The 26,165-nt window shown below is 47.0% G+C and carries 28 protein-coding genes; 7 read left to right on the top strand and 21 right to left on the bottom strand.

The features are described from left to right. Positions 1 to 102 precede the first annotated feature (102 nt). From AAAA73_RS12400 to AAAA73_RS12385, 4 genes are read right to left on the bottom strand one after another with little or no spacing between them, the layout of a single operon-like run. Complete coding sequence (locus AAAA73_RS12400; protein ID WP_340598639.1) at positions 103 to 1,287, bottom strand: hypothetical protein; 1,185 nt, start codon at positions 1,285 to 1,287, stop codon at positions 103 to 105. Further along, a complete protein-coding gene (locus AAAA73_RS12395) occupies positions 1,265 to 2,023 on the bottom strand; it encodes a class I SAM-dependent methyltransferase (RefSeq protein WP_340598638.1) in 759 nt (252 codons plus the stop codon). Before AAAA73_RS12395 ends, AAAA73_RS12400 begins: the two co-directional genes overlap by 23 nt. Then, positions 1,993 to 3,066, bottom strand: coding sequence for a prenyltransferase (locus AAAA73_RS12390; RefSeq protein ID WP_340598637.1), 1,074 nt, complete (start codon positions 3,064 to 3,066; stop codon positions 1,993 to 1,995). The genes AAAA73_RS12395 and AAAA73_RS12390 overlap by 31 nt, the downstream gene beginning before the upstream one ends. Next, a complete protein-coding gene (locus AAAA73_RS12385) occupies positions 3,063 to 4,022 on the bottom strand; it encodes a polyprenyl synthetase family protein (protein ID WP_340598636.1) in 960 nt (319 codons plus the stop codon). The genes AAAA73_RS12390 and AAAA73_RS12385 overlap by 4 nt, the downstream gene beginning before the upstream one ends. A gap of 81 nt (positions 4,023 to 4,103) precedes the next feature. Between AAAA73_RS12385 and AAAA73_RS12380 the strand changes: the two genes are divergently transcribed. The 3 genes from AAAA73_RS12380 (at position 4,104) to AAAA73_RS12370 (ending at position 7,013) form a co-directional block, all read left to right on the top strand. Then, positions 4,104 to 4,520, top strand: a complete 417-nt coding sequence (locus AAAA73_RS12380) for an acyl-CoA thioesterase (protein WP_340598635.1) — start codon at positions 4,104 to 4,106, stop codon at positions 4,518 to 4,520. Further along, entirely contained in the window at positions 4,520 to 4,975 is a 456-nt protein-coding gene (locus tag AAAA73_RS12375; RefSeq protein ID WP_340598634.1) for a YkgJ family cysteine cluster protein, read from the top strand. The genes AAAA73_RS12380 and AAAA73_RS12375 overlap by 1 nt, the downstream gene beginning before the upstream one ends. A 115-nt stretch (positions 4,976 to 5,090) precedes the next feature. Continuing rightward, positions 5,091 to 7,013 (top strand): hypothetical protein, encoded by a 1,923-nt coding sequence (locus AAAA73_RS12370; protein ID WP_340598633.1) that lies wholly within the window; start codon positions 5,091 to 5,093, stop codon positions 7,011 to 7,013. Here AAAA73_RS12370 and AAAA73_RS12365 read toward each other — a convergent pair. Genes AAAA73_RS12365 through menA form a run of 4 tightly spaced genes read right to left on the bottom strand, consistent with a single transcriptional unit; the run spans position 7,010 to position 10,328 of the window. Further along, complete coding sequence (locus tag AAAA73_RS12365; protein ID WP_340598632.1) at positions 7,010 to 7,315, bottom strand: (2Fe-2S) ferredoxin domain-containing protein; 306 nt, start codon at positions 7,313 to 7,315, stop codon at positions 7,010 to 7,012. The genes AAAA73_RS12370 and AAAA73_RS12365 overlap by 4 nt on opposite strands. A gap of 9 nt (positions 7,316 to 7,324) precedes the next feature. Further along, entirely contained in the window at positions 7,325 to 8,485 is a 1,161-nt protein-coding gene (locus AAAA73_RS12360) for an AMP-binding protein (protein ID WP_340598631.1), read from the bottom strand. Next, positions 8,467 to 9,453, bottom strand: a complete 987-nt coding sequence (gene menC / locus AAAA73_RS12355; protein ID WP_340598630.1) for an o-succinylbenzoate synthase MenC — start codon at positions 9,451 to 9,453, stop codon at positions 8,467 to 8,469. Before menC ends, AAAA73_RS12360 begins: the two co-directional genes overlap by 19 nt. Further along, the gene (menA, locus tag AAAA73_RS12350; RefSeq protein ID WP_340598629.1) at positions 9,450 to 10,328 is read right to left on the bottom strand and encodes a 1,4-dihydroxy-2-naphthoate octaprenyltransferase; all 879 of its coding nucleotides are present in this window, start codon (positions 10,326 to 10,328) and stop codon (positions 9,450 to 9,452) included. The genes menC and menA overlap by 4 nt, the downstream gene beginning before the upstream one ends. 84 nt (positions 10,329 to 10,412) lie before the next feature. Here menA and AAAA73_RS12345 point away from each other — a divergent pair, with 84 nt between their 5' ends. The 3 genes from AAAA73_RS12345 (at position 10,413) to AAAA73_RS12335 (ending at position 13,255) form a co-directional block, all read left to right on the top strand. Beyond that, positions 10,413 to 11,636 (top strand): DNA recombination protein RmuC, encoded by a 1,224-nt coding sequence (locus tag AAAA73_RS12345; protein ID WP_340598628.1) that lies wholly within the window; start codon positions 10,413 to 10,415, stop codon positions 11,634 to 11,636. Between the two features lie 72 nt (positions 11,637 to 11,708). Then, positions 11,709 to 12,851 carry a hypothetical protein gene (locus AAAA73_RS12340; protein WP_340598627.1) on the top strand — a complete coding sequence of 381 codons (1,143 nt, stop codon included), beginning with the start codon at positions 11,709 to 11,711 and terminating at the stop codon, positions 12,849 to 12,851. Positions 12,852 to 12,976: 125 nt separating this feature from the next. Further along, a complete protein-coding gene (locus tag AAAA73_RS12335; protein WP_340598626.1) occupies positions 12,977 to 13,255 on the top strand; it encodes a hypothetical protein in 279 nt (92 codons plus the stop codon). 20 nt (positions 13,256 to 13,275) lie between these two features. Here the strand turns inward: AAAA73_RS12335 and AAAA73_RS12330 are convergent, their stop codons facing one another. The 13 genes from AAAA73_RS12330 to flgF all read right to left on the bottom strand — a co-directional run bounded on the left by AAAA73_RS12330 (position 13,276) and on the right by flgF (position 24,963). After that, positions 13,276 to 14,178: a hypothetical protein gene (locus tag AAAA73_RS12330; protein ID WP_340598625.1), complete on the bottom strand. Its 903-nt coding sequence runs from the start codon at positions 14,176 to 14,178 to the stop codon at positions 13,276 to 13,278. Between the two features lie 202 nt (positions 14,179 to 14,380). Next, the gene (gene fliW, locus AAAA73_RS12325; RefSeq protein WP_340598624.1) at positions 14,381 to 14,908 is read right to left on the bottom strand and encodes a flagellar assembly protein FliW; all 528 of its coding nucleotides are present in this window, start codon (positions 14,906 to 14,908) and stop codon (positions 14,381 to 14,383) included. Between the two features lie 291 nt (positions 14,909 to 15,199). Then, positions 15,200 to 15,427, bottom strand: a complete 228-nt coding sequence (gene csrA / locus AAAA73_RS12320; RefSeq protein WP_340598623.1) for a carbon storage regulator CsrA — start codon at positions 15,425 to 15,427, stop codon at positions 15,200 to 15,202. A gap of 60 nt (positions 15,428 to 15,487) precedes the next feature. Beyond that, positions 15,488 to 16,570, bottom strand: a complete 1,083-nt coding sequence (gene flgL, locus AAAA73_RS12315) for a flagellar hook-associated protein FlgL (protein WP_340598622.1) — start codon at positions 16,568 to 16,570, stop codon at positions 15,488 to 15,490. A gap of 21 nt (positions 16,571 to 16,591) precedes the next feature. Further along, a complete protein-coding gene (gene flgK, locus AAAA73_RS12310; RefSeq protein WP_340598621.1) occupies positions 16,592 to 17,998 on the bottom strand; it encodes a flagellar hook-associated protein FlgK in 1,407 nt (468 codons plus the stop codon). Between the two features lie 115 nt (positions 17,999 to 18,113). Beyond that, positions 18,114 to 18,638 (bottom strand): flagellar protein FlgN, encoded by a 525-nt coding sequence (locus AAAA73_RS12305; protein WP_340598620.1) that lies wholly within the window; start codon positions 18,636 to 18,638, stop codon positions 18,114 to 18,116. Between the two features lie 147 nt (positions 18,639 to 18,785). Further along, positions 18,786 to 19,121, bottom strand: a complete 336-nt coding sequence (flgM, locus tag AAAA73_RS12300) for a flagellar biosynthesis anti-sigma factor FlgM (protein WP_340598619.1) — start codon at positions 19,119 to 19,121, stop codon at positions 18,786 to 18,788. An 80-nt stretch (positions 19,122 to 19,201) separates the two neighbouring features. Then, the gene (locus AAAA73_RS12295) at positions 19,202 to 20,194 is read right to left on the bottom strand and encodes a rod-binding protein (protein ID WP_340598618.1); all 993 of its coding nucleotides are present in this window, start codon (positions 20,192 to 20,194) and stop codon (positions 19,202 to 19,204) included. A 376-nt stretch (positions 20,195 to 20,570) separates the two neighbouring features. Next, a complete protein-coding gene (locus AAAA73_RS12290; RefSeq protein ID WP_340598617.1) occupies positions 20,571 to 21,581 on the bottom strand; it encodes a flagellar basal body P-ring protein FlgI in 1,011 nt (336 codons plus the stop codon). Further along, positions 21,574 to 22,359 (bottom strand): flagellar basal body L-ring protein FlgH, encoded by a 786-nt coding sequence (locus AAAA73_RS12285; protein WP_340598616.1) that lies wholly within the window; start codon positions 22,357 to 22,359, stop codon positions 21,574 to 21,576. Before AAAA73_RS12285 ends, AAAA73_RS12290 begins: the two co-directional genes overlap by 8 nt. Next, positions 22,356 to 23,285: a flagellar basal body P-ring formation chaperone FlgA gene (gene flgA / locus AAAA73_RS12280; RefSeq protein ID WP_340598614.1), complete on the bottom strand. Its 930-nt coding sequence runs from the start codon at positions 23,283 to 23,285 to the stop codon at positions 22,356 to 22,358. Before flgA ends, AAAA73_RS12285 begins: the two co-directional genes overlap by 4 nt. Before the next feature lie 6 nt (positions 23,286 to 23,291). Continuing rightward, positions 23,292 to 24,077 carry a flagellar basal-body rod protein FlgG gene (flgG, locus tag AAAA73_RS12275; RefSeq protein WP_340598613.1) on the bottom strand — a complete coding sequence of 262 codons (786 nt, stop codon included), beginning with the start codon at positions 24,075 to 24,077 and terminating at the stop codon, positions 23,292 to 23,294. A gap of 61 nt (positions 24,078 to 24,138) precedes the next feature. Further along, positions 24,139 to 24,963 (bottom strand): flagellar basal-body rod protein FlgF, encoded by an 825-nt coding sequence (gene flgF / locus AAAA73_RS12270; RefSeq protein WP_340598612.1) that lies wholly within the window; start codon positions 24,961 to 24,963, stop codon positions 24,139 to 24,141. A gap of 220 nt (positions 24,964 to 25,183) precedes the next feature. On the opposite strand from flgF, the gene AAAA73_RS12265 reads away from it, so the two are divergent. Then, a complete protein-coding gene (locus AAAA73_RS12265) occupies positions 25,184 to 26,131 on the top strand; it encodes a lytic transglycosylase domain-containing protein (RefSeq protein WP_340598611.1) in 948 nt (315 codons plus the stop codon). Positions 26,132 to 26,165 lie beyond the last annotated feature (34 nt).

Raw genomic sequence — 26,165 nt, 5'->3', positions numbered from 1 at the left:
CCAGTTCATTTGCAACACGCGGACCACCAACAAGGTTCATTAAATATGAACCGGGCTGCTTAAACTATCGACAGCAGCCCAAAATTGGAAACAAAATTATGATTATTGCGTAAGTGAAACCATCAAGGATTCAAGCTGCGCCAGCTGCTGTTCTTCCTCTTTCAGACGTCCTTGAATGTGTGCCGGGACTTGTCCCTCTTGAAGTGTTCCCAAACCTTGCAAATGGTATCGAACTTCACTCAGACGTTTATGAATTTTAGATTTGGCCCACGCATACACTCCTGGGGAAGCGTACTCTTCAGAAAGCCAAACCTTGGAAATGTATTTAGCATCCTGCAATTCGTCCACTTTGGAGTTGCCACCGAAGTGACCCCATACCATTTGGGCGACAAACTGCACACCCAGGATGATCAGGAACAAGATTACCAACTGAAGACTCTTTTCCTGATAAGCCGTCATCTCTGCCGTGTATCCCATGTTCATGGTCACACGCACTTCACCGGCCAGCAAGAGACCCAAGATAACACCTGCAATGGACGCCAATGAAAACTGCATCCCCACACGACGGCAATCCTGATTCAAAGCTCTGGAATGCCACCAGAAAAGAAGCATGCGGCCGATACGCTCACCGGCAATCAATGCTATCGCCCCATTGATGGAAATCACATTCACAAAAACCAGCGACAAAGCCAGCACCAGGGACCAGAACTCCACACGCACAGCAAGACTAATCACGATTGCTGCCAACATAATGGAGGCCACGGCTGGGAAGCGCCCATCAGCCAGGAAAAAAGCGAAATCACTTTGCCCCAGCGCCATAATCAGGACGTTGGAGTTTTTTAGCATCAACTCCCCGCCAATCAAAAAGATGCCCGCGCCCAAAATCCATTTCAGAATAGTGCGAACATTGGGAGTCATCACCACGGAGACAAGTCCCAAAAAGCAAAGACCCAACAAGAACGAACCATTAAAGCTTAGAAAAAGCATCCCCAACAATGCCACCCACCACGCACCCAGCGTGGACAGGCACATCACCAAAGCACTGGAGCGCAAACCTGCAATACGCAGATTGTACATCGCCATTCCCGCATACAGTGATTTTTGCGGAGACACGTCCAGCAGAACCACATCAAGGCAGTACTGAAACATTTTGGTCATTTTGGGCTGATCCAAATTCTTATCCAGGAAATGTTTTTGAAATCCCTGTAAAAGCTGAGCCGCATTTTTTTGCGACATCGTCAGACCCAACATCATCAGGACGAAACTACCCAACCACATAAGAATCATAACGAACCACCTTTCCTTCAAAGGAGTGAATCACTCCAGGCAGCAACTGCTCTGCATGGATCGGCCTTTTCACCACCACACGGCGCACAGGCCACTTCAACGCTTCCTTCAAAACTTCCGCAGCGTCGTCATCGTGCCCCACCAAATCGCGGAAAACGACCATCTCCTGCTTGGGTAAAGACGACTTCTTTTTATGCGGATACATCGGATCAAAATAAATGGAATCGATTTCAATTTTGCCTTTTTGCTCGCGCAAAAATTCCAGACTGTTGGCAAAATGAAGCTGATAGGATTTTAAATATTCCTTCTGAGTATTTTCAAAAGCCTCGCTCAACAATGCATACAACACGGGCGAGCGCTCGACTCCCGTCACCTGAAATCCCAGCTGAGTCAAAAACACACTGTCGATCCCCATCCCCACAGAAAGATCCAAAACCTTCTTGCAGCCCTTGGCTGCGCCCAGTGCTTTGGCGATGATCTCCTGCTTGCCGCGGTGACCTTTGCGTTCGTAATCCAGATGATTTTCGTCGAAATTGATCTCCAGCTTTCGTTTGTCCTGATCGCGCACGTACACACGATCGCCTTCAACGTTGAAGCGAAAATAGTAAGGATCCAATGAGGGAGGATTTAACGGACAGCCAAGGAATTTCGCCCAATGCTGCCCTTTTGCAAGACCGGATTCATCTGCAACGACGCAGATGTTTTTTATCTGGTCAGAAACAGATACCAAAGACATTCAAACACCCACAGTCCGATAGTGAACAAGAACAATGTGAAACCGTATTTGAAGACCTGGCGAACATCGCCGCCCACCGGACTGGAAAGTGCTTTTAGCTTGGCAATGAAACTAAAGGACAACAGCACCAGGGCTACGCTGACGTAAACTCCCCAATACTTTCCGGCATAAACCGCATGATAGAACAAATTAATAACCAGGTAGACAAACCACCAAATGGCAATCAAACGACGTGAGCGATCAAAGCCCAGCCAATTGACGGTGTTACGGAATCCCGCTTGGGAGCTTGGCAAAATATTGATGAAATTGCGCAAGTGAACCACAAACAAAACTGCCCAACCCCAGACCACACCGATCCACAAGGATTCAATATCGTAAGGTGCTCCCATCGATAGTTGGTAGGACACGGTCAAAAGCGGTCCGAACAACAGGAACAGACAGATCTCACCACCGATTTGGTATTTGAAAGAAACACGTTTTTGAAACTGTGCCCACAATCCAATCGAGGCCGCAGCCACCACCAGATAGGCGACATCGGTGTAAGTCACCATCACAGGCACTGAGCATGCAAAAGCCAACAGCAGGAAGACTGTGGAAAGACTTTTGATGTGTGCTGCTGTCGTCCAGCCATTTTGAATGGCCCGGCTGCCACTGCGCTCTAAGATCCGATCCACGCCGCGAATATGATCGGTGTAGTCGTTGCGCAGATTCACGGAAATAAATGCGAAGATCAATCCCACGGTCGCGATCACAGTTGAAATCGGATCACGCAATGTTTGATCGGCAATATTTTTTGTCAAAAGCAAAAATAGAGGAACCAGGATGAACAGAAAACTTCTGATCTTGATTGTTTGCAGAATGCGCACAAGGCGCGGAGGAAACTCCAGGGAGCTGACCGGAACGATTTTAAACGTCACCGTCTCTGAAGCAGAGTTCACATTCAAAGTCTGAACAGGCAAAGCACGTTTTTCTTTCGAAAACGTGCCCAGCAAATAAGATTCAAACTGTGGGGAACTCTTACTTAGAGTAACGAACTCATTCACGAAGAAGGCTTCCTTCTCCAGTATAGAATTTCCGTCAACGGACGAAGCTGATCGATCAGTTTTTCCTCACCCGGCTTTATGTGTTTTTTCAAACGCTCAAGGTGATGGTCGTACATGGCGATCAGGGATTTGTTCATTTCATCAAAGGCCTGCACCTTTTGATCAAAGACTTCCTTGCCACCGATACTTGCGTAGTACTGCTCCAGGTTTTTGGATTTTACGATCTGATCAATTTCCTGACGGGAACGACCGGAAGTGATGTAAGCACCAAATGAGTTCAGGTAACCTGATTTCAAATCACCCAGGATCGCTTTACCCTCTTCGTTACGGATGTCATAGTCCAACAAATCGTCTGAACGCTGGAACAACTGGCCCAATAAAGTGCCCATCTCTTCCAGAATCTGATGAAGTTCAGAATCGTAGCGCTCTTGTGCGATGAATGGTGCACGAATACACCATTTGAACAAAGAAGCTGTTTTTAGATTATGAATGCGATCCAACTGCTCAAGAGTGACGAAGTAGTCACCGACAACAGAATCCTGCAACCACTCGCCTTCCAAAAGGTCGGAGATGATTTCAGCTGTGTATTGAACCAGTTTGATATTGCCGTGACCGGAAAGGTTCACCATCACACGCGCCAGCAAGTAATCACCGGCAAGGACTGCGTATTCAGGTGTGTACTTCATCCATGCTGTGGTTTTTCCGCGGCGAAGATGGGAGCGATCAATCAAATCATCATGCAACAAAGATGCGTTGTGGATGAACTCGATCGTTTGCGCCAGCAGATGCTCGGACTTTCCATCCAGAGAAATGCTTGAAGCCATCATACGAATCAATTTCGCGCGGAAGCCTTTGCCTCCAGAAAAGAGATCATCATAAAGCTTATTCAGCTTTGGTAAGTAGGCAGGGAAATCCCTGGAATCATAGACTTTCAGATCAATGACATTGCGCGACAATTAAGACTCCTAATGAGGCCCCAAAATGCTGATATTCGCGCTTGCTGTCAAGGGCAGAACAGCCTTAAAGTTCCAGTCATTATGAATAAAACCTTCCGAACGAAAAAGACCCTGACTTTCAGGGAAGCGGACCCCGCTAAAATCATGTTTTTTGGGAATATTTACGGGTTCGCCCACGACGCCTTTGAACAATTCATCGTGGACGCCGGCTACACCTGGAAAGAGTATTTCAACGGTCCCGACTATGCGATTCCTCTTCGTCACTCTGAAGCCAATTACCTGGCCCCTTTTTTCCCGGGTGAGACTTATGAAATCGCCGTCAACGTGGCAAGTTTCGGTGAAACTTCATTCAAGATGAAGTATGTGTTCACTCAAGGTTCCAAAACCCACGCCGTGGTTACAATGGTTCATTCGGTTTTGGATATGAAGACCAAACAAAAAGCAGCGATTCCGGCGCTGATGAAATCGCGCCTGGAACCTTATTTGGAGCAAAACTAATGGAAGAGTTTCAATTTACAGGCAAAGAATGGTGGCGCGAAGGCGTACGCTTTGAATGCACCGGCTCCGGCAAATGTTGCACTTCTCATGGTGAGTACGGTTTCGTGTATTTGAATCTTGAAGACCGTCAGCGTTTTGCGAAACATTTGAATATCAGCACCTCTGCCTTCACTCGCCGTTACTGCGAAAAAACCGGCGGCATCTGGCACTTGAAAGAGGATCCAAAAAATACCGATTGCATGTTCCTTAAAGGCAAGGGCTGCGGAGTTTACGAGGCTCGCCCTACACAATGCCGTACTTGGCCGTTTTGGCCGGAAGTGATGAATGCAAAATCATGGGCAAAAGATGTGAAAGCCTTCTGCCCTGGCGTGGGTAAAGGCAAATTGGTTCCTGCAGAATCAATTGAGCGTCAAATTCGCGAACAGATCGAAAGTGAAAAAGGCTGGGGAAAATAAACCCTGTTATGAATTGATCCACTTCGCCGTCTCACCCTGAGACGGCAACCTTACAATCTGAAAGTTTCTCAATCTAAGTCTTAAGACCAAAGCTTAGCATGTCGAAGAGTATTCCATGATGAACGTAAGTGGAAAATCACTCTTACTTATAATGCTTTCAGCAGCCTTTTTATCTGGATGTAAAGATCCGGAAGTGGCAGTTTCAACTTTAGGCAGAAAGCTTGCTGCCCCCGTATTATCCAGCTCCAGTCCATTTGATCAGGACATGGAAGTGCAGGGCTACGTTCGTATTTCAGGTTCCTGCGACACTCGCGTGGGACCGGTCGTAATTGGCTTCAACGAAGACTCGTTCCATTCACCACCTGTTTCTCCGAATACTTCGGGCACTTCTCTTGGTAGCATTACCAATGACTCGGACTGCTCTGACGGATCATTTGATATCTATCTGACTTCGACTGATCTATTAAGCATCTGGGGTATCGACGCAACTGATGATAATGACGATGTCGAGCATATTCTGATCAAGGGTGAAACGTGGTTTGGTGACACTCGTACTTTGACGATCACCAACAATCGAACACCTGGAAGTGGAAATACCGTTGCTACACACGTGACTTTGCGAAAAGTATTCCCTGCTGGTTTTGCTGGCGCCAATCAGTGTGAAATGTTTAACGCTTACGTGACTGATGCCAACGGAAATGAAACCTCTGCTAATTCTGCCGTCACATTTTCAATACAAGACTCCAGAAACTCGGGCGTGACTTACTTCCAAACCAGCAGCGACTGTTCGTCTTCCGCAAACTCGGTGTCTTTATTTTCCATTCCGGCCAAACAAGGCATGATCACAGTCTATGCCCGCATGCCGGCAACTCCACTGGATTCCACGATTGCTTTTACACCAGTTATTGCAAGCGGCGGTCTCCAAGCAGGTTCCGCAACCACTGTAACTTTGCGTGACCCAACCTCTACCCGACGCTTTATTGCACTCCTGGATGCTCCGGGGACCATTTACAAAAATGTCTGCCAGCCAATCACTCTACAGCGCATGAATTACTATAAAACTTCAGCGTATGATAGCGCCAGCTTGACGGTGAACGTGGCACCTTCAGATGCAAAACTTGAGTTCTTCACCGAGAGCGATTGTAATTCCAGTGCAAAAACATCCACAATTTCGTTTGCCTCAGCAGTTTCAACCGTTACTACCTACATAAAATACACCTATGCAGGAACGGCTTCGAACAATCAGGTTAAGATCAACTTAAACCATACGGTGTCTGACAGCAATTACGACAACCCGTCTTACGTGGTTAGAGTGGATCTTTCCAATGATACAGTCGTTGCGAAAATGGATTTCGGCGGACCAACCAACATCGGTCGCAGTCAGTGCTATCAGTACAAAATCACCACGGCCAATAGCAATTGGACGGCAATTCCCGCTGACAAGGACTATGACGTCGGCCTGACCAGCTCAAGCTCTACTGCCGGTCTGCAGTTCTATTCAGATGAATATTGCTCTACCCCGGTTAGCACGGTCGTGGTTCCACAGGGACAAACCTTCAAAAAATTCTGGGTAAAATCATCGGCAGGTCAGAATTCTCCAGCAACAGTGACGATGTCGCCGAACTCACTAACGGCTGTATCCCGCAATATTACTGTGACCGTTGAAGCCACAAACTTTGCAATTTCAATGGCGGTTTACAACTCTCCACTGCGTGACACATGTTCGTACATCATGCTGACATATTTGGATAGTGCCAACGTACCAATCCCAGCAAGCACACCAATACAGTTGTCCTTCTATACAATTTCTGCTGGTGCGTTCGGCAACGTGCACCTTTACACGGATCCTAGTTGCTCAGTTGCCTACCAGGAAAATTCAGCCTTCATCGTAAACCCTTATTCAGTGAACGAATATAAGTTCTATATGAAGGTGAACGGCGCCTATACAGATACGATGTTGAATTGGAATTTGAACACGTCCGGAGCACTCTTTAATGCTCAGCCGTTCTTCATGTACTTCAATTTGCCAATTCCTTAGATTTTCTTTTTCAACATTTCCAGGAATGCATCCCGGTCTTTTTCGGGGTGCATGATGAAGGATTCGACCTTGTCATTGGTGGCAATGGTGATCGCCTGAAACTCGTCCTCACAGATATCCAGACAACTTGCAGTCACGACACGGATCTTTTTGCCGTCACCGCTTTCTTTCAGGCTTTTCTTATAAAACATCTTAAGGTTGTCAGCGACGTTCGCCTCTTTCATACCGGAGATCGATTTACCGCACTTGGTGCAGATCATGACGATGGCTTCACTCCAGGGATTTTCTTCTTTGCGAATCATGGCTTTCTCCTACAATAATTTCTTTAGCTGCTGCCACAGAATCTTGCCTAGATCACTGCGCGGAATCTGCGCGACAGTGTGGCTCTTTCTTATTTTTTCAAACGGCAAAACTTTTGCACTATAAGATTCTGCAATCTTGCGATTGGCGTCGTCTGACAAAGTGCTGACCAAATGAATCTCAGACCCCAATCGCTCTGAAGGCATATCCAGCAAGGTCACCTGCATCACCCATTGGGGATTTAGGTCCATCACCGCTTGTTCAAGCAAAGTCCGAAGTCTTGCGACGTTCGTCCCCTCGCCTCCGATTTTAACATAGTCTTTGCTACGGCCTTGGATTTTTAGTGCTCGACCCACAACCTCCCCGCGGTCTTCGGTTGTGAACCAGTTTTCTTTTTTTGGATCCCAATGCTTCATACCTTCTGAGGTATTTTGCGCATAACAAGTGAACAAGGACTGCGCCGTCACTTCTAAAAAGCCGGCTTCATTGACACGGGCATCCGCATGGGGAAGCAGCTTAATATCAGGATACTCGAAGCCTGCCAGCGAGTCCAAATTCGCCGTCGCGATCTGTGAGGCAGTTTCGGTCATTCCATAGCTTGGCAAGAGTGGCCAACCCAAGGCGCGGGCCCGATCAAATAAAGCCGGGTCCAATGCACCGCCGCCCACGACAATCGCGCGCATCGAGCTTGGCGATTTATATCCCTTCTCCACCAGGTCAAAAACCTGAGTCGGTACCAATGCGGAGAGAGTGCACTTTTCATCAATCAGAACTTGATAAAAGTGATCGACATTCCACTTGGAATCTTGAAGTGTAGGCACCACACGGGCACCACTTAACAAAGCACGCACCTCAATACCAAATCCCCCGACATGAAAATGCGGAAGGACCTGGGTCCACACATCAGCCGCGGTTGAATTCAAATGCTTATTAACGGATTCGGCCGACGAGATGATCGCTTTCTTGGAAAGCGCCACCAACTTGGTTGCGCTGGCTGATTCCGCTGTGGAGCCAGACGTCGCAATCCACACGTGCCCCTTCAATCCGCGCTCTGCCTGGACGGCTTCAGCCAGTGACTTCAGTTTTTGAAAGTCCCCTTTTGGCCAACGCGGATTCAGCAAAATCAGATTGTCGTCGGATTTCAAATCCAGAGCTAATTGAGTTTCTGCCACGTTAAGTCTCTTAGGATCAGATCAAATCCAACCCCGGAACCTTTGATGCTGGAGAAATAAGGACCTGAGGTATTTAAAGTCGCTGAGAACTGATCCATTTGGTAAGATCGATACGTCATACAACCTGCATCCAGCATCAAGTTGGGATAGTTTTCTTTACACTCCATCGCGACAGCAAGAGCCCCCATTGAACCCACGGGATGATCCATGTAACTGGTCACGGTGGCTTTCAGATTAAACTTCTTGCAGCGCTCGATGGCTTTATCGACATCCATTTTAGCAGGCTTAATCACCAGAATATCAAATGGAGCCTTGGTCATTTTATCCCAATCAACTTTGTCGTAGGCTGAATCCAGCGCAATTTTGACCAGCTTCTTTGCATCCATCCATGTATCCGGATCAAAAGGAAAAGGATCCTCGACGTATTCAATCCACACTTTTTCCTGTGGAGACAATCCGCTGAAAAATCTTTCAAATGATTGCCAACTGCAGGCACTGTTAAAATCCAGTCGCATTTTAAATCCAGCTGCTGCAATACGAGTGACAGCATTGGCTTCAGCAGCCAAGTCACGTCCCATTTTCAATTTGATCGTAGAGAATTGAGCTCGTTTTAACTCATCCAGAAATCCAGGAACGATTTCGGCATAATTGGAAACCAGATAGTTGTTACGAACCTTTTCGCCCGAACTTAAAATGGTTTTTCCTTTTTTTCTAAGGTCTGCATCTTTGCGAGCCAGCCAGATCGTTTGCTCCATCTGTGGAGTGATCTTGCCTTTTTTTAGAGCCGCCAATTGATCAGCCAGCATCATATCACCCAGCTCTGGCCAAGGATGCAAATCACCATAGCCCACGAGTCCCTGAGGCCACTCCACTTTAATCAATGCTCCACTGCGCGGCAGCCCCGCACTCACAGAGTTTAGATTTGTAAAGGGCTTCAAGCTGTATTCGTGGTAGCTCAATTTAATCAAAGTGCAAATCCTAAGGTGATTAAAAGTCCAAATACCAAGTGCAAGCCGGCAGCTTGCCCCAGAAACTTATTATAAGCAGGACCGGGCTCAGTTTGAAAAACATTTTTTGTCAGTTTCACAGCCAATGGCAACGCGAACATCGAAACGATGGCTGCGATCTTATAACCCTCAAACCACCAGTAAAGATTTAGTACAAATGGCAGAAACGCCATTGCTGCAATTTCGTAGCGGGAGAATTTGACCCCAAAACGTACGGCCATGGTTTTTTTGTTCACCAGCTTATCACCCTCGCGGTCACGAAGGTTGTTGATGGCGATCAAGGTCGTTGCATGGAAACCGATTTGCAGTCCCAGAACAAAGGCTTCGATCATCCAGTCACCGGTGTTAAGAAAGACCATCCCCATCACGGCCAGCAATCCAAAAAACAAGATCACAAACAAATCACCCAAGCCCAGGTAAGCTAAAGGGAACGGACCGGCTGTGTAAGAGTAACCCATCAAAACCGAAGCGATACCGATAATCACAATCGCCACTCCACCCTTCATAACCAAAGGGATGCCACAAGCAATGGCCAAGGCGAAACAAAGTGAACCCAGAATCATAACCTGATTGGCGGAAAGAATTCCGGCCTGTGTAATACGCTGTGGACCAATACGCTTTTCAGTATCAGCACCCTTTTTGAAATCAACGGCATCATTCACCAAGTTGGTACCGATTTGGATCAGGAAAGATGCAGCTAGGGCATAAAACAAAACAGCGCCATCCCAGGAAAGTCCGATGGCTTTCACCAAAGCGGTGGCAGCCAAGCAAGGAACCAGGGCCGCAGTCAGGGTTTTAGGACGGAAAGCTAAAATAACACTCTTAAATTGACTCATGGGCGCATCATACACTGTTTTTCGTGTGACCAAAAGGACTTCTCTATGGCAAAAACGGACTTGGATATCAGAGGGAGAACTTAGATGAACTTAGGAACCGTGATCGCTTTTGTCGCAGGCGCTTTAATCGCCGGTATTGTGGTTTACTTTAAATCCAAGGCTCAGGCCATGACTGAAAAGGCCCAAATGCAGGCAGATCTTCAGTCTTTGCAAATGAAGAACGAACTTCTGACGCAGAACCTCTCTGAAACCAAGTCTCTCATGAACGAAGCTCGCAAACAGCAAGAGGAACTTGCGACCCGCATGAACGCTCAGTTTGAAAACATGGCGCAAAAGATCTTTGAGGAAAAGTCCGCAAAGTTCACCGATCAAAATCACAAGAACATCTCCTCCGTTTTGGAACCCCTTAAAGAACGCATCAAGGACTTTGAAAAGAAAGTCGAAGAATCCTACTCCACCGAACGTTCCGAGCGCGGCATCTTGCGTGGCGAACTGACGAAGATGATGGAACTGAACAAAGTGATGTCCACGGAAACCCAGAATTTGACCAAAGCCCTTAAAGGCGAAGTTAAAACCCAAGGTAATTGGGGTGAGTTGATCCTGGAAAACATCCTGGAACGCTCGGGTCTGCGCAAGGGCGAGGAATACACCATCCAAGGAACAGACATGGATTTGCGTGGTGACGACGGACAAATCCTTCGCCCCGACGTGATCGTGAATCTTCCCGACAACAAACACCTGATCGTCGACTCGAAAATGACTTTAGTGGCGTACGAACAGTACTCTTCTGCAGAAACCATCGAAGACCAGGAGCGCTTTGGTAAATTCCATATCGATTCCCTGAAAAAACACATCGATGGCTTGTCAGAAAAGAAATACCACGCAGCTGATAAATTGATTTCCCCGGATTTCGTGATTCTGTTTATGCCTTTGGAGCCGGCGTTCGCTCTGGCGTTTAAATTAAAACCAGACATCTTCCAATACGCTTGGGAGCGCAATATCGCTATCGTAAGCCCTACGACGTTGCTTGCGACCTTAAGAACGGTAACAGCCCTTTGGAAACAGGATCGCCAGGAAAAGAATGCGCTTGAGATCGCAAAACGTGGTGGTCTTCTTTACGAAAAGTTCGCGAACCTTTTGAAGGACATTCAGAATTTGGGTGAAAAACTGGGCGCCGCCCAGAAAGCCCACGAAGAAGTGACCAAAAAACTTTCTGACGGCCGCGGCAACCTGATGGATCAAGTCGAAGACTTGAAACGCTTGGGAGCAAAAACTGAAAAATCATTGCCCCAGTTGGAAACAACTTAGAAAGTACAATGTCCTTTCCATGAACGCGTTGTCATGTGACCACCAACGAATTCGTTGGATATTCTTGGTCACATGCTTAGATCAGCGATGAACTTTTTAAAAATTCTACTCGCGGTGTTTTCTATTCCCGTTATCAGCCAGGCTTTGCCGTTTCCGATTGGACACGAAGAAGCTTTGATGGCCAATGTGGGCGTTGCCTTGCCTGAATCTGCGGGCAACCCTTTGTTTAATCCTGCGGGCATGGCTTTCTTTAAGCTGGATGGCTTAAGCATCACCGTCAGCGGAAACGCCCTGGAACAAATGCGCTTTGAATTGGACGGACTGGATGCCGATGATGAGCAAAGTAACATCCGTCCCACTATTGCGAACTTTATCGTACCGGTCGAAAATGGTTATGCCTCGGCCTATGTTTCAAATCCAATTTCAGTCAACATCCTACAAAGCAATATGGGCTCAACTGGTGGCAACATCAATCACACCCGTCTCTCCATCAACTCCAGCATTATCAACGCTGGCCTTGCATACGCCCACCCCATCAATGAAAAAATGGGCTGGGGTATTTCGGCGGGAGGAAACTACACCCTGCAGGAAATCAACGGCTACAGATACACAAATGACACAACCACGGCGATAACCACCTACGATCATGAAAGACTAAAAAGCCTTCAGCCCTTTATCACTCCAGGATTTCTATGGAAAGTCACCAACTCCTATTTCCTGGGCGCGACTGCATCTGTCCTGCTACCCAATATTTTTGCCGAAGGCCTTGAATACAACTCAATTACAAACTCTGCCACCCCCATGGATGTCAGAGAAACTCTGGTCGTCTACAACCCCGGCACGACGCCATCTTTCAAACTCGCGATTGGACAAAGATTTAAAGCCCTCAATCAGGAATTTTTTCTGGACATCAATTACAGCGGTTCCTATGAAGAGAAAAGCTCGGATGGCGCAACGGTAACCACAAATGAAACAAAAGATTTTGGATTGAGCTGGCGCGGCAGTTTGTACAAAAGTTTCCGCCCGCTGGCGGGAGCTTCCTATACAGACCAGGGGCACTCCGAAGCCCATCTGTATACAGCCGGCTTTACTATGCAGCATCGACAAAACTTAAGCGCCTTTGGGTTTTACTATCAAAAAAACAAACCCAAACGTGACGAAGCATCCCCTTATGATGGGATTGGCGTCGTCTTTTCATCCAACGTGATTTATTAGTAAATCACATTCGACGAGAGCGAAAGACGTGAATGCCGGAAAATCCTGCTTGGTGAATTCGTGCCTTAAGGGTACAAACCTGAAGCAAGATTTTTGCTTAACTAATTTACTAAAGGAAACTCTCGATGAGTGAAATAAATCCTCTGGTCATCCGCCTGATTGAACTCGTGAAACAACACAAAAATCCCTCCAGCCCTAAGAGCACGGCGGTTCTGGTTAAAGTGATGGAAAAGCAACTTTTGAATCCAGGCAATCACTCGGTTGAAAAATTCAAAAAAGCCCTGCAGCAGGCCCTAGATAGCGAAGTGGTGCTTTCTGAATTGATCCGTCAGCAACATTCTGAAGACGAACTGCGTGGCTGCCTTGTAAATTTACTGGAAGCTTTGAATCAGGAAGAGAAATAAAACAGAACGGTACGCCGTACTTAACGAACTCCGCTGACTGAATCGGGATCTTGGGTGGATGGCGAGGCACGGTGATCCAAAGCCAGTTTGACTTTACCCGAGTTGATCGCTTCTTGGATGCGGCGAGAAGAAAGATTGAAGTGATCCACCTCTTCAGGTTTTGCACACATGGTTTTCATCGCCATTAATTTTTTATTTAGCTCGACCGCATCGGCAATTCGCAATTCATTCACAGCGACGTTACCGTTCGTGATGGCGAAACTTTCTTTGCCACGCAAAGTGATCTTTTCTAGCTCCCCTTGAATACCTTTCTGGCCGCCGGATTCACTGAAGAATACCTGCTGCCCCGTTGGTAAAGTATCAATGACCAAACGATCCTTGCCCTTCACCTGAGCGATTTCCCCAGTGGAGCATTCAAGCAAGATCGGATCCGATGTGTTCTTGTACCATTTGAATCCGAAATATCCCCCTACAGGAATACCTGCATCCCCGAGAGTGGCCGAAGCACCGATCACAGTGAACAAAGTGGCATAGACAGGATCTGTCGTGCTGGCCAGCTTGCGAGTGGAAAGATTCAACGGGAAATTAAGCTCAGGGAACTGCTTCCAGGCTTTGCGCATGTTTTCGTAATTCGTGCGCACACTCTTGTTCGGATTGTAAACGAAGCTCACTGTCTGGTAGGTGAATTCAGCAGCGGTTTCACCCACTATCAATGGCTCGTTTAAACCAGCCATGCGGATCTTGTTGCCGTCGAATTCCAATTTTGGAAAAGGCTGATTCAAATCGATTTTTTGGGATTTAAAAATATCCCGACTGCCCTTTTCGAACTTGTCGTTACCTGTTGCCGCAGTCACAACTCCCAATGCGGATTCCCAGTTTTGAACTTCCCAGAACAAAGAAATATGAGGCACGGTGGATGCCATCGCTGGCAACCTCATCGTTAAAGTTAGACTGCATGTGAGCAGTAACAAAGAACCCCAAAATCTCATCTGGCAAAATCCTCCGTAAGGAACAAAAGGATAACACGCTTATCAGAGGAGAAAAGGCTTTTCGCGCAGTAATAAAAAAGGCTTCAATCTTTAGTTCGATTGAAGCCTGTTCCATGTAACTCGGTTTGAAGAAATCTTAAAGTTCAGCGTCGCGGATAACGTTCAGTTTCGTTGCGACATCAATTCCAGTGGATTGGTTTTTGATCGCCACCGCTGGATTTTGCACAACACGTTGTTGCAACTTCGTGAAGATCGGCTCGCGGATCGCCAGGTTATTGTCCTGAAGAACACACTGACGAGCGATTTTTTCATTCACATTGATAACCACTGGAGCTTTCAAGTTTGCTGTCATTTGCGTTGGATCATCTGGAATAGTCACGATAGAGAAGAAACGAGGCTTGTCAGCCGCAGTCAGCTTGATCGCTTCCATATCACCTTTGGTAAGGTTTGCTTTGTAAGCCGGGGCAAACAACTCAGGCTCAAGAACCGGGAATGCGATATGAGAAGATTCGCAGCTTTGCAACCAAGCGAAGATCTCATCACTTGGATCATCGAGAAGAACGAACTTTCTTAGATCCGCAAAGCCCAAAAGGCCTTCTGGAAAAGTCAGAACATCTTCTTGTTTCAGCTCAACTTGGCCGAATCTCGATGTTGAAATGATCATTCAATTCCCCCTCTAAACAAAGCGGACCTACCCTTATCTTAGACACGCTAGGATATAATATGGGTAAGTACACCTATAAATCTGGACCTAAATCCAGGGAGACTCAATAGATTTTAACGTATTTGACGCGCAACAAAGGCGAACCCGCGAAGCGGAAGCCAGAGAACGCAAAACAGATGTGTCGATAAATAGGCAATTACAAGGCGCAAGGAGGAAGCTGTACTACCTGTACAGCGACGACGCAGCAACGCAGGAAGTGCCTATTTAGCGGCACATCCCTCTTTGAAGCCCCTAGGGCTTCAACAACTTTGCGACCGACCGAGTCTTATCCGCCGAAACATCAGCACTCTGAACGTTTTGGTCCTGAATCGCAGCGTAAACTTCTTCGCGATGAATTTTGGTATCTTTAGGGGCTTCGATTCCTAGACGAACCTGTTTCCCTTTGATTTGTACTACTCTGATCTTAATGTGATCATCGATAGCGATGCTTTCACCCAACTTCCGTGTGAGAACCAGCATGACAACTCCTTTTGCTGCAGTCGTTATCGGTAAAATTTAGCGGAACTGTAGGTATTATTTTTATCTTAGAAAGTCAAGAAGGCTTGGTTGAATTAGCTTCCCCGACGTTTCGAGAGTCGCCTTAAGGGTGCTATCGGTTTTATTGATATCGGAAATAACCTGGAAGGCATCCGCATCTTCCAATTGGGACGCCGTCGTTTTGTTATCCACGATCGCCTTTTGCAAGGAATCGACCGTGTTATTTACTGACATAATTCTGGACCCAACTTCAGAACGAGCCAGAACCACTTGGGAAATTGCCTGATCCATCAAGTCCAGAGACTCTTGGACACCGGCCTTGTCATTGGCTCTGAGACTGGTTTCCAAGCCCCTTAGGATGTTGAAAAGGTTCACCCCTTGGGATCCGCTAACCGGGTCTTGCTTGTGCTTATTATTGGCTGAAAACTCACTCGCGGGACCACGAGTCATCAGGAAATTGCGCTCCATGTCTTTATTTTTCTCAATGCGCTCAATTTCTTCCTGCTGGAACTCTTTGACCTCGTCAACGGTCGTCGGGGTCTCATAACGAGGGCGAACCACGCCATCCCCGTCCAAACCACGTCCCGTGAAAACCTTATTGCCGGCGATATTCATGGCCACAAAGGAGTCTTTGTGGGTCTGAATCTTCATATCCCCGTCGTCGCCGTAGTAATTACCTTCATGGTCAAAGGGAGTCGTTTGAGTTTTATAACCCGCAAACACAAAGCGCTCACCCAATTTACGATTTCCGATTTGTACGGCCTGATTGTAAATCTGTTCGATTTCGGAAGCGGTCACCATGCGAGTCTCAGCGTTACCGCTGGCATCATTCGACTGACTGACTGCAAGTTCCTTGGCACGAACCAGGATATCGGACAACTCACCCAGTGATTGATCCGAAAACTCCAGGAAGGATTTCGCGTTATTGATATTTTTAATGAATTGGGAATTCCCGTGTTCTTCCGTACGAGCAGCAAGCACGCGAGCTGAAGACAACGGATCATCCGAAGGCTTGTTGATACGCTTTTGAGTTGCGGCTTGGTTCTGCAAATCAGACATGTCTGAGCGATTCTTGCTCACATTCTTATTTACCTGATTGAAAGCCATTTTATCCGCGATTCTCACGTCTCTACCCTTTTTTTACTTCTATAGTCGCTTCAAGTTAAGAACAGTGTCGAACATCTCATCCGCAGTTTTAATCAAACGCGCAGATGCATCGTAAGTTTTTTGGAACTCAATCATTTTTGTTGTCTCTTCATCCAAAGAAACACCGCTGATTGACTCCCTGATGTTGGTTAACTGACTCATAACGTTCTTCTGGGATTCCTGGGATTTGATGGCTCTTTGAACCATGGCACCGACTTGACCCACTTGCGTGTTGTAATAGTCGTCCATCGTCGCGGTATCACCATCCATGACCTGCTTGTATTGCAAAGCTGAGATCACGTTTGCGATAGTATTATCACCAGCTGCATCCGGACGGGAAGCAGCTGCGATTTTGGAAACGTCATTGAAGATTGTCTTGTTCAAAGCCATGTTCGTCGCTGCACCTTTGACACCATTTGGTTGCTCAAAGAACAGAACGCCATTCTTACCATGACGGTCAAAACCTTCGATATGTGCTTTATTCACTTCAGTTGTTAATGTGTATGCCAACTGATCCACGTGACCGATCAATTCTTCAATCACCTGATCACGAACATTCAAGGCACCACCGATACGACCACCGGAAATCTGTTCAGTCACATTGGCTGGAGTTCCCGTACCATGATAGAAAACTTCCATACGGTCACGAGTGTCCGTTTGACGGGCTCTTAATTCAGAGGAAGATGTACCGGAAACCAGGATCGCAGTACGACCCGAAGTCACAGACACCATCCCGTCTTTACCTTCAGCCCAAGTGATATCGATTTTGTCGCCCAGTTTTTTAAGCAATAGGTCACGACGGTCACGTTCGTCATTGGCCGGAATCTTGGAGACTTCCACCGTTTGAATTTTTTCATTCAAATCAGCGATCTCTTTGGTGATCTCATTGATCTCACCAACCGTGGTTTTAATTTGCGCATCCAGGTCTTCCTGAACACCACGCAGCTGGGACGTTACGCGAGCGAAGTCCTTAACCATCCCTACCGATGCCTCGCGCACCATTGTACGGGATGCCAGCGATTCCGGATTATTGGAAAGTTCACGGAAACCATTGAAGAAATCAGTCACATACTGATTCAGGCCCTTGTTATTCTGTTCGTTATAAACCTGCTCTACGCGAGAAAGAGCATCTGCACGGGAATCTTCATACCCCATGCTCATGCCTTCTTTTTGAATCTGCTTTTCCAACCACGGATTATTTACGCGAGTCACGACGCCGGCACGGGCACCCATACCGATTTGCAAACCACCCTCACCAATAGGAACGTTCGAAAGAAGTTCCACTCTTTGACGAGAGAAACCTTCCGTGGATTTATTGGCGATGTTATGACCTACAGTTTGCAACGCTGTCTGAGAATTCATCAGCGATCGCTTACCCGTGTCCATCATTGCCGAAATCTTCGACATTCTGTCTCCTAGAGATCGCCATCCTGGCAATCTGTGGGTGTGGTTCGTTTCTCACTCAAATTTCAGGCTGAGTGAAAACCTGCTTCGTTACGCTTCTTGGTTGACGAAGCTTATTCTAAGCCTCTTTGCTAACGAAGTTCCCGGAAACCTGCGGGCCGGATTTGTAACCGCCCTTTTTTTCGTAAGTTTTCTTACCGGACAAAGTTTCTTTAATATTATCCAAAGCGCCATTCAAGGTGCTAAGAGCTGTTTGTGCGTGCTCTTCATTGGCTTTGTTGATATCCGTGATACGTTTAATCAACATATCCAATGCCGAGTGTTGAGTGCGCAGACGATCTGCTGCGGTTGGATTGAAAGCCATTTTTTGAGCCAGCTCCAACAAACGAGGATTCTCAACATCACCGCCCACGATACCCGCAAGATCCATTGCATAACGGGAACGCAGGGAATCCTGAGCTCTTAGTTTGTATAGCAACTCTTCTTTGATTGAATTGTTTTCGTCCAATGCTTCACGGTCCGCACGGATCAGGATTTCCTTTTCCTTACGAACAAGATCAAGAAGAGTGCGATAAATTTTTGTTAGTTCTTCAAGATTGGCTTCGAGCTTCTGAAACGCTCTTTCTGCTACTGCTACGTCCATTGTACTTTTTCCTTCCCCCTTCGCTGAAGCTTCGGCGGACAGGCCGCATGTGTCTTCAGGAGGTTTCTTGGATAGTTCCATCAGTCATCCTTGGCTGGTGGTGGGAGTGTATTATCGTGTGACTCCCGCACACTGTGAGTTTCTAAATTAGAATTTCAGGTGTTCGTCAACCATGCGGTCAGCGATAGACTTAGCGTCAACTTTGTAAGTTCCTTTGTCGATCATATCGCGGAACTTCGCAACTTTCGCTTCATCAACATCCGGAGTGTTCATTGCCAACTCCTTGATGCGTTTTGCTTCTTGAGCACGAGGAGACAATTCCACTTTCGTGGATTCATTTTGTGCTTGTGCTTCAGTCAATGCATCAGCTTTTGCATTATTAATTTTGCTTGCAGCATTCCCTGCTACGCCTGCAGCTTTGTCGGATTTACCAGCATCAGTAAGGTTCAAATTTTGACCTACTTTATTGTGCGTAATCTTCATCGACAGCTCCTCTTTCTTGAGTGTTATAAAACACTCTTTCTATTCTTAACATAGTACCATAACGAGACATTTCTACCAAATCATTCTGAGACAGTTTGTTGTCCTGTCGAATGGTCTGGTTCCACCGTCCAATACAAGCTTTTTGCGTCTGAGCTCAAAATCCCAAGGGTCTCGCCAGCTTGCACCTTTTTGCCTGTCTCAATTTGAGACATTTGCCCCTTAAACACGACCTGACTTTTTAGACCATTGTCGTGCTCGATTTCCACCATAGTTTGGTTATCCACCAAGTTACGCACAGCCCGCAAAGTCCCGCCCCATGGGGCTTTCACCTGATTTTCATCTGCCTGAACCGCTTGTGCACCAGCAACCGGAGGTGCCGTGCGCGAGATGCGATATGACATTGAATCTGCACTGCGACCAGGATGACGAAATTGTCGCGCAGTAAAATTACTCTTATCATCCAGAGCCAAAGGACCCATGGGCTTCAGTTGATTTTTTTTAATTCCAAGTTGCGCGCCATAACGATCGACCAATTGATCATAAATCAAATTGGAAAGACCGATGCCGCCCTTCTCACTCCACTTATCAACATACTCACCATCAAGTTGCTCTCGAAAAATCTTCTCAGCCTGATTCACCTGAATAAATCCACTCTCATGAACCGTCGAGCGCATGGCCTTCATCATCTCACCCAAAAAATGTTTCTCGTACATCTTGGAAACATCCCGCAATTTCTCATCAGCCGGCTTCTGCTTAGGCCGCCCCATAAATCGCGAAGGCAAAGACTTAAAATTACTTCGATCAACACCAGCCTGCGCCGGAGCCGCAGCCTGCGCAGCAGCAGCAGCAGCAACAGCTTTCTCCCGCGCCTCCACCTGAGCCTGCACCGCCGGATTCTGCTGAAGCGGCACATCCATCATCTCCGCCCAAGATTGCGAAGCAATCGAGGAAGCAATAAAAAAAGCAAGGATCGAGGATTGGCGAAGAAGGGCTCCCAGCGGAGCTTTTATCAAGTTCCGCAGTGCTGTGGAAAAAAAAGAAAGAAAAGAAATCATCGAACGACGAATCATCATAACGAAGCAGACCCCTCAAGAGCGAGGACTGTCCGAAGAGAAAAGCTCCGCTGGGAGCCCTTCTTCGCCAATCCGTCGTCGTCATTGCAGTTGTCATTGGAAATTTCGAACGTAAAAGAGGAAGAAAAAAAGGGGAGTTGAGTCGGAGAATCATGTGCATCCTGCACTTGACTCTTTAGAGTGTAGCTTCGGCTCAATTCGGTCACTCCGTGACCTTGCTGATCTTTTGCTTCTGTTTCCTGCGAGAAAACTTTGACTCTTGACCATCCATGGTTCGCGATCTCTTCCTCACCCTCCCCGCGTCCTAAACACTTCCATGTGTCTAAGACATATAAATTCAGTTTATTAAAAGGTGCGTCATTATGAAACAAAAATTTCATAGGACGTCGAGTTCTCCATGCAAAGCACCCGCTGCTTTAATGGACTGAAGTATAGTAATCAGGTCTTTAGGCGTGACGCCCATCTTATTCAGAGCCTGTACTAACTCCCCAACGCTGACACCTGTTTCAAGAACTGCCACCTTTTCATCGACAGTTCCTTTTTTGCCATCACTCACTTTCACCGCAAGGGACCCATGAGAGATCGCAACTTTTGAAATCTTCACCTTGTCACCGATCACGATTGTGCCGGTTTTTTCATTCACAACCACTCGCGCTTTCATATCCGGATTGATGTCAATTGACTCAATCGTCGCAAGCAATTCCACACCGCGATTTTCATAAGCAAACGGTGTGATGATATCAATCGTGCCGCTGTCTTTTGCCGAAGCGTAGTGACCACCCAGTTCCTTGTTGATGGTTAACACTGAACGCGCCGCTGTGGTGAAATCAGGATTGATCAAAGTCAGACGATACATTTTGCGACTCGCAAAATCGGCCGACATATCTCTTTCAATGGTTGCACCATTTGGAATTCTGCCAGAAGTCGTATGCGCATCCTTCGGATCGCCACCAATAATGATCGACCCCTGAGCCACTGCATAGACTTCGTCATTCGCTGCGCGAAGTGGGGATTGCAATAGCGTACCACCAGCCAGTGATGAAGCATCACCGATCGCGCTGACCGTGATATCTATCGGATTTCCCGATTTACCGAAAGCTGGCATGGTTGCTGTGATAATAACCGCAGCCACGTTCTTGCTGGTGAAATCCTGATTTTCAAGCTTCACACCCAGTTTATCAAACATTCGAACCATGGACTTGCTCATGAATTCGTTCTTGCCGTCACCGGTGCCTTTAAGACCAACCACGATACCGTATCCGATTAACTGGTTCTCGCGCACACCACGGATCGAGGCGATATCCTTCAAACGTGCCGCTTGGGCCACTTCGACAGAAGTCACAAGCAAAAGCATTCCCAAAGAGATGATTTTAAAAACTTTATTCATTTGCGGTGTTCCTTCTGATGCTTACGACATCATACTGAGGATCAAGTAGTTTTCCTGAAGTGATGCCTTCGTCGTTGAAGTCCTCGGGACGCAACAACCCAGTCAGGATCACTTTGTATTCACGTTTTCCGATCATGAAAGGCTGTTGACCTTTCACGCGGTAATTTCCATCGGCAAGTTTCTCGACAATTTTGGAAGGGATATTCTGAACATCAGCCAAGGCATCGTCTTTGCCATCCGCTGCAGGCGCAGGAGCTGCCGGAGCCGGTGCTGCTGCCGCCGGGGCACGACCACCCTCTGCATTCGCAGCCAGGCCATTGCCAAGTGGCGCTTGTGTTCCTTTTTCCTGCTCTTCCAGCTGCTTCAATAGATCTTTGATAACACTGACTTTGGTTTCAACCTGTTTTTGAGCTGAACCATCGAGCTTCACGTTAACCATATCGCCTTCACGACGCATTTTGTTTTGTGCAAACAAATAAGCGCCCTGACCTTCCATCACCCATGCGGAGCCCGCATTTGATTGAAGCTCTGATTCATCTTCCATGCGATTTTTCGTCATTCGTTTATATTGACGATCCGTCGGCACACGAAGATTCGTGGAATCAGAATATTTTGGAGCCTTGCTGATTTGCTCCAGGGGCTTAACTTCCTCTTTGTCACCACTTAAGGAACCAACGAAGTCATTCACTGTCGCGCAACCCGTCGCCAGGATCATCGCCGTGAAAATAGCCATCACAGCTGTAAATTTAATAAATGGGGTTTTACCAGTATTCATCATTGTAACTTCACCACGCCTTTTTCAATGATAACCGCAGACAGAACTTTCTGAGTGTCCAGATTTTTAACTTTAATAGCATCACCGACGAAGCCAGTGTCCTCCGCTTGGACATTGGCAGAGATTTCAAAACTGTCGTCGCCGATAATGGCTTTAACAATTTGTCCCCTCTTAGCTGCCGGTTCACGTTGAAGATCAGAAGTCCATACTGGAGTTCCGACGGGAAGTGCACGAGCGGCCAACTGGCCAGTGGCGTCTTCAATTCTAAGACCATTGTCTTTGGCAAAGGTGACATCCACCATTTGCATTTGAAGATCCTGGGCAGTGACCCTCTCTCCTTGTGAGATCAATCTCTTGGTTACGGGGGTTAATTTCGAAACGCGAATTGTACCGGAAATCCATTTAATTTGACGTGAGTCCCCGTCGCGGATCGGCACAAGGAAACCACCCTTTGTGGTCATTTGCGTTAAATCCAGATCCCAGGAGCGATTTGCCGGCACCGGAGTGGATTGAATCGTTAACTTGTATTCACATTCCGAACAACGCGCAGTCAGGTGATTCAGGATCTTGCGCTGAACCTCTTCGCGTGAAACCGGATTTTTTGCGAACTCCACCTTAACCAGACTTGGAATGATGAAAGCGGGCTTTGCAGCGCGCAGCTCATCATCATTTTCCATCTCGGCTCTTAGAATTTTAAGAACCTCTTTGGATTCCAATTTTTGAGAAATTAAAAGTTCGCGGGCGTCCTCACGAATCACAATGGCATCAAGCTTGGCCACCAGGGATTCACTTGCACCTTTAACCACTGCCACATCACCCAAGCGCAACAAAGGGCGCTGGGAAACCTCGACAGTTGCCGGAATGGAAACCTCAGGCCTTGCGAAGGCTTGGGATCCGATCATCAAGAAAGCAGCTACCAACAACTTCATCAGCAATTATCTCAAGTTGTTAATGGATTGAAGCATCTGATCTGACGCCTGAATCACTTTGGAGTTGGTTTCGTAAGCACGTTGAGCCGTGATCATATTCACCATTTCATCAACGATGTTCACATTGCTTGACTCAATCTGACCTTGCGCCAAATAGCCCGTTCCATTCAAACCTGGACGAGACGTCACAGGTTGACCGCTTGCCGGTGTCTGCATGAACAGGTTTTTACCCATGGCTTTCAGACCTGCTGGATTTACAAAGTTTGTTAAATCGATATTTCCAACCACTTGAGGGGCATCGCCCGTGCCAACCACAGTGCGAACTTCACCGGAAGGAGTGATTTCAACTCCTGAGGTATTGATTGGAATAGTGATTTCCGGCTGCAATGTGTTTCCGTTTTTATCAACCAGGCGTCCCGTTGGATCTTTTTTAAATGAACCATCACGGGTGTAAGCAACTTCACCATCCGGAGTCATCACGCGGAAGAAACCCGCGCCTTCAACTTGAAGGTCAAATGGGTTTTTTGTCACCTGAGCGGAACCATTTTCAAAATCTTTTTGAATAGCCGCTGTACGCACACCCAAACCGGTCTGTACACCATTCGGAGAAACTGAATTCATACCCGTCGCCGCACCCGGCTCTTTTTGAGTTTGATACATTAAGTCTTCAAATTCAGCACGGGACTTTTTAAAACCCGCCGTCGAGGAGTTGGCAATATTATTGGCAATAACATCCATATTCGTCTGTTGCGCCGCCATCCCCGTAGCCGCTGTATTCAAACTCTTAATCATCAATTCCCCCTGTATCTAAAACTCTAATTTCTAATTTCTATTTTCGATTCTCGAGATTTCGCTAAGGCGAAACCTTACCTACTACGTTGACCATCTTTTCAGCCATCTGGTCATAAACTGAGATAGCCTTTTGCGTGCTTTCAAAAACACGGTTGGTCTGAATCATGTCCGTCATTTCCTGGACCACGTTCACATTTGAAGTTTCAAGGAAACCCTGACGAACGCTTGGGTTTGCAATATTGTTCACTTCCGCATTCATATTGGGTTTGAAGCCATAAAGAGAGCTTCCCATTTTTTGCAAGGAATCCGGATCCGTCACATTCACCAGAGAAAGTTTCCCCAGATTGTTGCCGCCTTGAAAAACATCACCATTATCTGCGATATTCACGGCACCACCATTAGGCTCAAAACGAAAGACACGAGAAGCAGGATCAGCTCCACCGGCAGCGTCAGCTCTTAGCACCGGGTGGCCATCTTTAGTGACCAATTGTCCATTGCCATCCAATGAAAAATTTCCGGCACGAGTCAGTTTCACACCACCGGGGGTGGCAACTTCGAAAAATCCTTTGCCATCAATCGCGACATCAAATGTGTTACCTGTGGGCTTTAGACCGCCCTGAGAAAAGTCTGTGAACGTACCTTTGGTATCGACGTAGCTTTTGTCGCCACCCTGCATATTATAGAAGCTTTCAATGGAAGCCACATCACGGGGAACCTGAATAACTTCAGGTGGCTTTTCATTGGCCGTCAGATATTCCTGGAATAGCTGTTGATCCCGCTTAAATGCAGGCGTGTTCACGTTCGCCAAGTTATTGGCGATCGTATCCAGTTTTGTACTTTGAGCCATCGCTCCACTTAGTGCAGTATAGACGCCTTTTACACTCATTAGATTCCCCCACCATGTTGAGCAGCAAGGTGTATGCCAGAGTTTGACAGGACCGATCTTAGTCTAGGAAAACTTCTCCACTCTGGACTTCTGTCTGGAAGAATTTTTATGGACTCAAGTTTTCTGCGATTTGACCGGTGCAGGGACCTTCGTCGATGGTGTCACCTTGCTGGCAATTCTTTGTCGACAGTGTCAAAGAATCGACTTCATAATAGATTCTATGAGAAGAACGTTGCTCGCTGCTTTCATCACATTTCACGCGTCTGCTATGGCTTTCGCAAATACCAAGCCTGTCGTCACTCAACCGACGGCACTCTCATTAAAAGAAAAGTTGAAATCGCTGACGGCACGATCCACGCACGTCCAATCCGACAATCTGATTTTTGATCTTCCGGTCACCTACAACAAGCAGGTCAGCAAGTGGGTTTCCCACTATCAGGTCAAAGGCAACAAATGGTTCCGAGAGTGGCTGCAACGTTCCTACAAATACATGCCCTTCATTCAAGCCGAACTTAGAAAAGCCAACATGCCGACGGACCTTGCCTACATGGTGATGATCGAAAGCGGCTTTTCTCCTCACGCGGTCAGCACAGCCGCGGCCGTGGGCCCTTGGCAGTTTATTGAACCGACAGGTGTAAGATACGGTCTGAGTAAAAACTGGTGGCTTGATGAACGCCGCGACTTGCACAAAAGTACAACGGCGGCCATTAAATACATGAAAGACCTCTATGAGGAGTTCGGTTCTTGGTATTTGGTGGCAGCAAGTTACAATATGGGCGAGAACGGTCTGCGCAGACAGATTAAAAAATACGGCACCAAGGATTACTGGACGCTCATTAAACTTTCTGCACTTCCTGTTGAAACTCAAGAGTACGTGCCAAAGATTCTTGCAGCCATGTTAATTTCGAAAGCTCCAAACCTCTATGGCTTCAGAGATCTGGAGAAAATGGATCCGCTTGAGTACGAAACAGTTTATGTACCTGGCGGCACCGAGCTCAATTCACTTGCAGATCACCTGGGCGTCACAAGAAAATCACTAAAAGATTTGAATGCTGAGCTGTATCTAGGATACATTCCTCGTCAGGTTGCAAAGCATGCCATTCGTGTTCCCAAGGGAGCTTCGAATATGACATCCAACTTTGCAAGCCGCTCTCAATCCGTTTATTAGAATATCCAACTCCGGCGAAGCCGGAGTGCAAAAG

Origin of the sequence: Bdellovibrio sp. GT3 (genome assembly GCF_037996765.1) — a bacterium.
Classification (GTDB): Bacteria; Bdellovibrionota; Bdellovibrionia; order Bdellovibrionales; family Bdellovibrionaceae; genus Bdellovibrio.
This window is presented reverse-complemented; position numbering and strand designations above follow the sequence as displayed.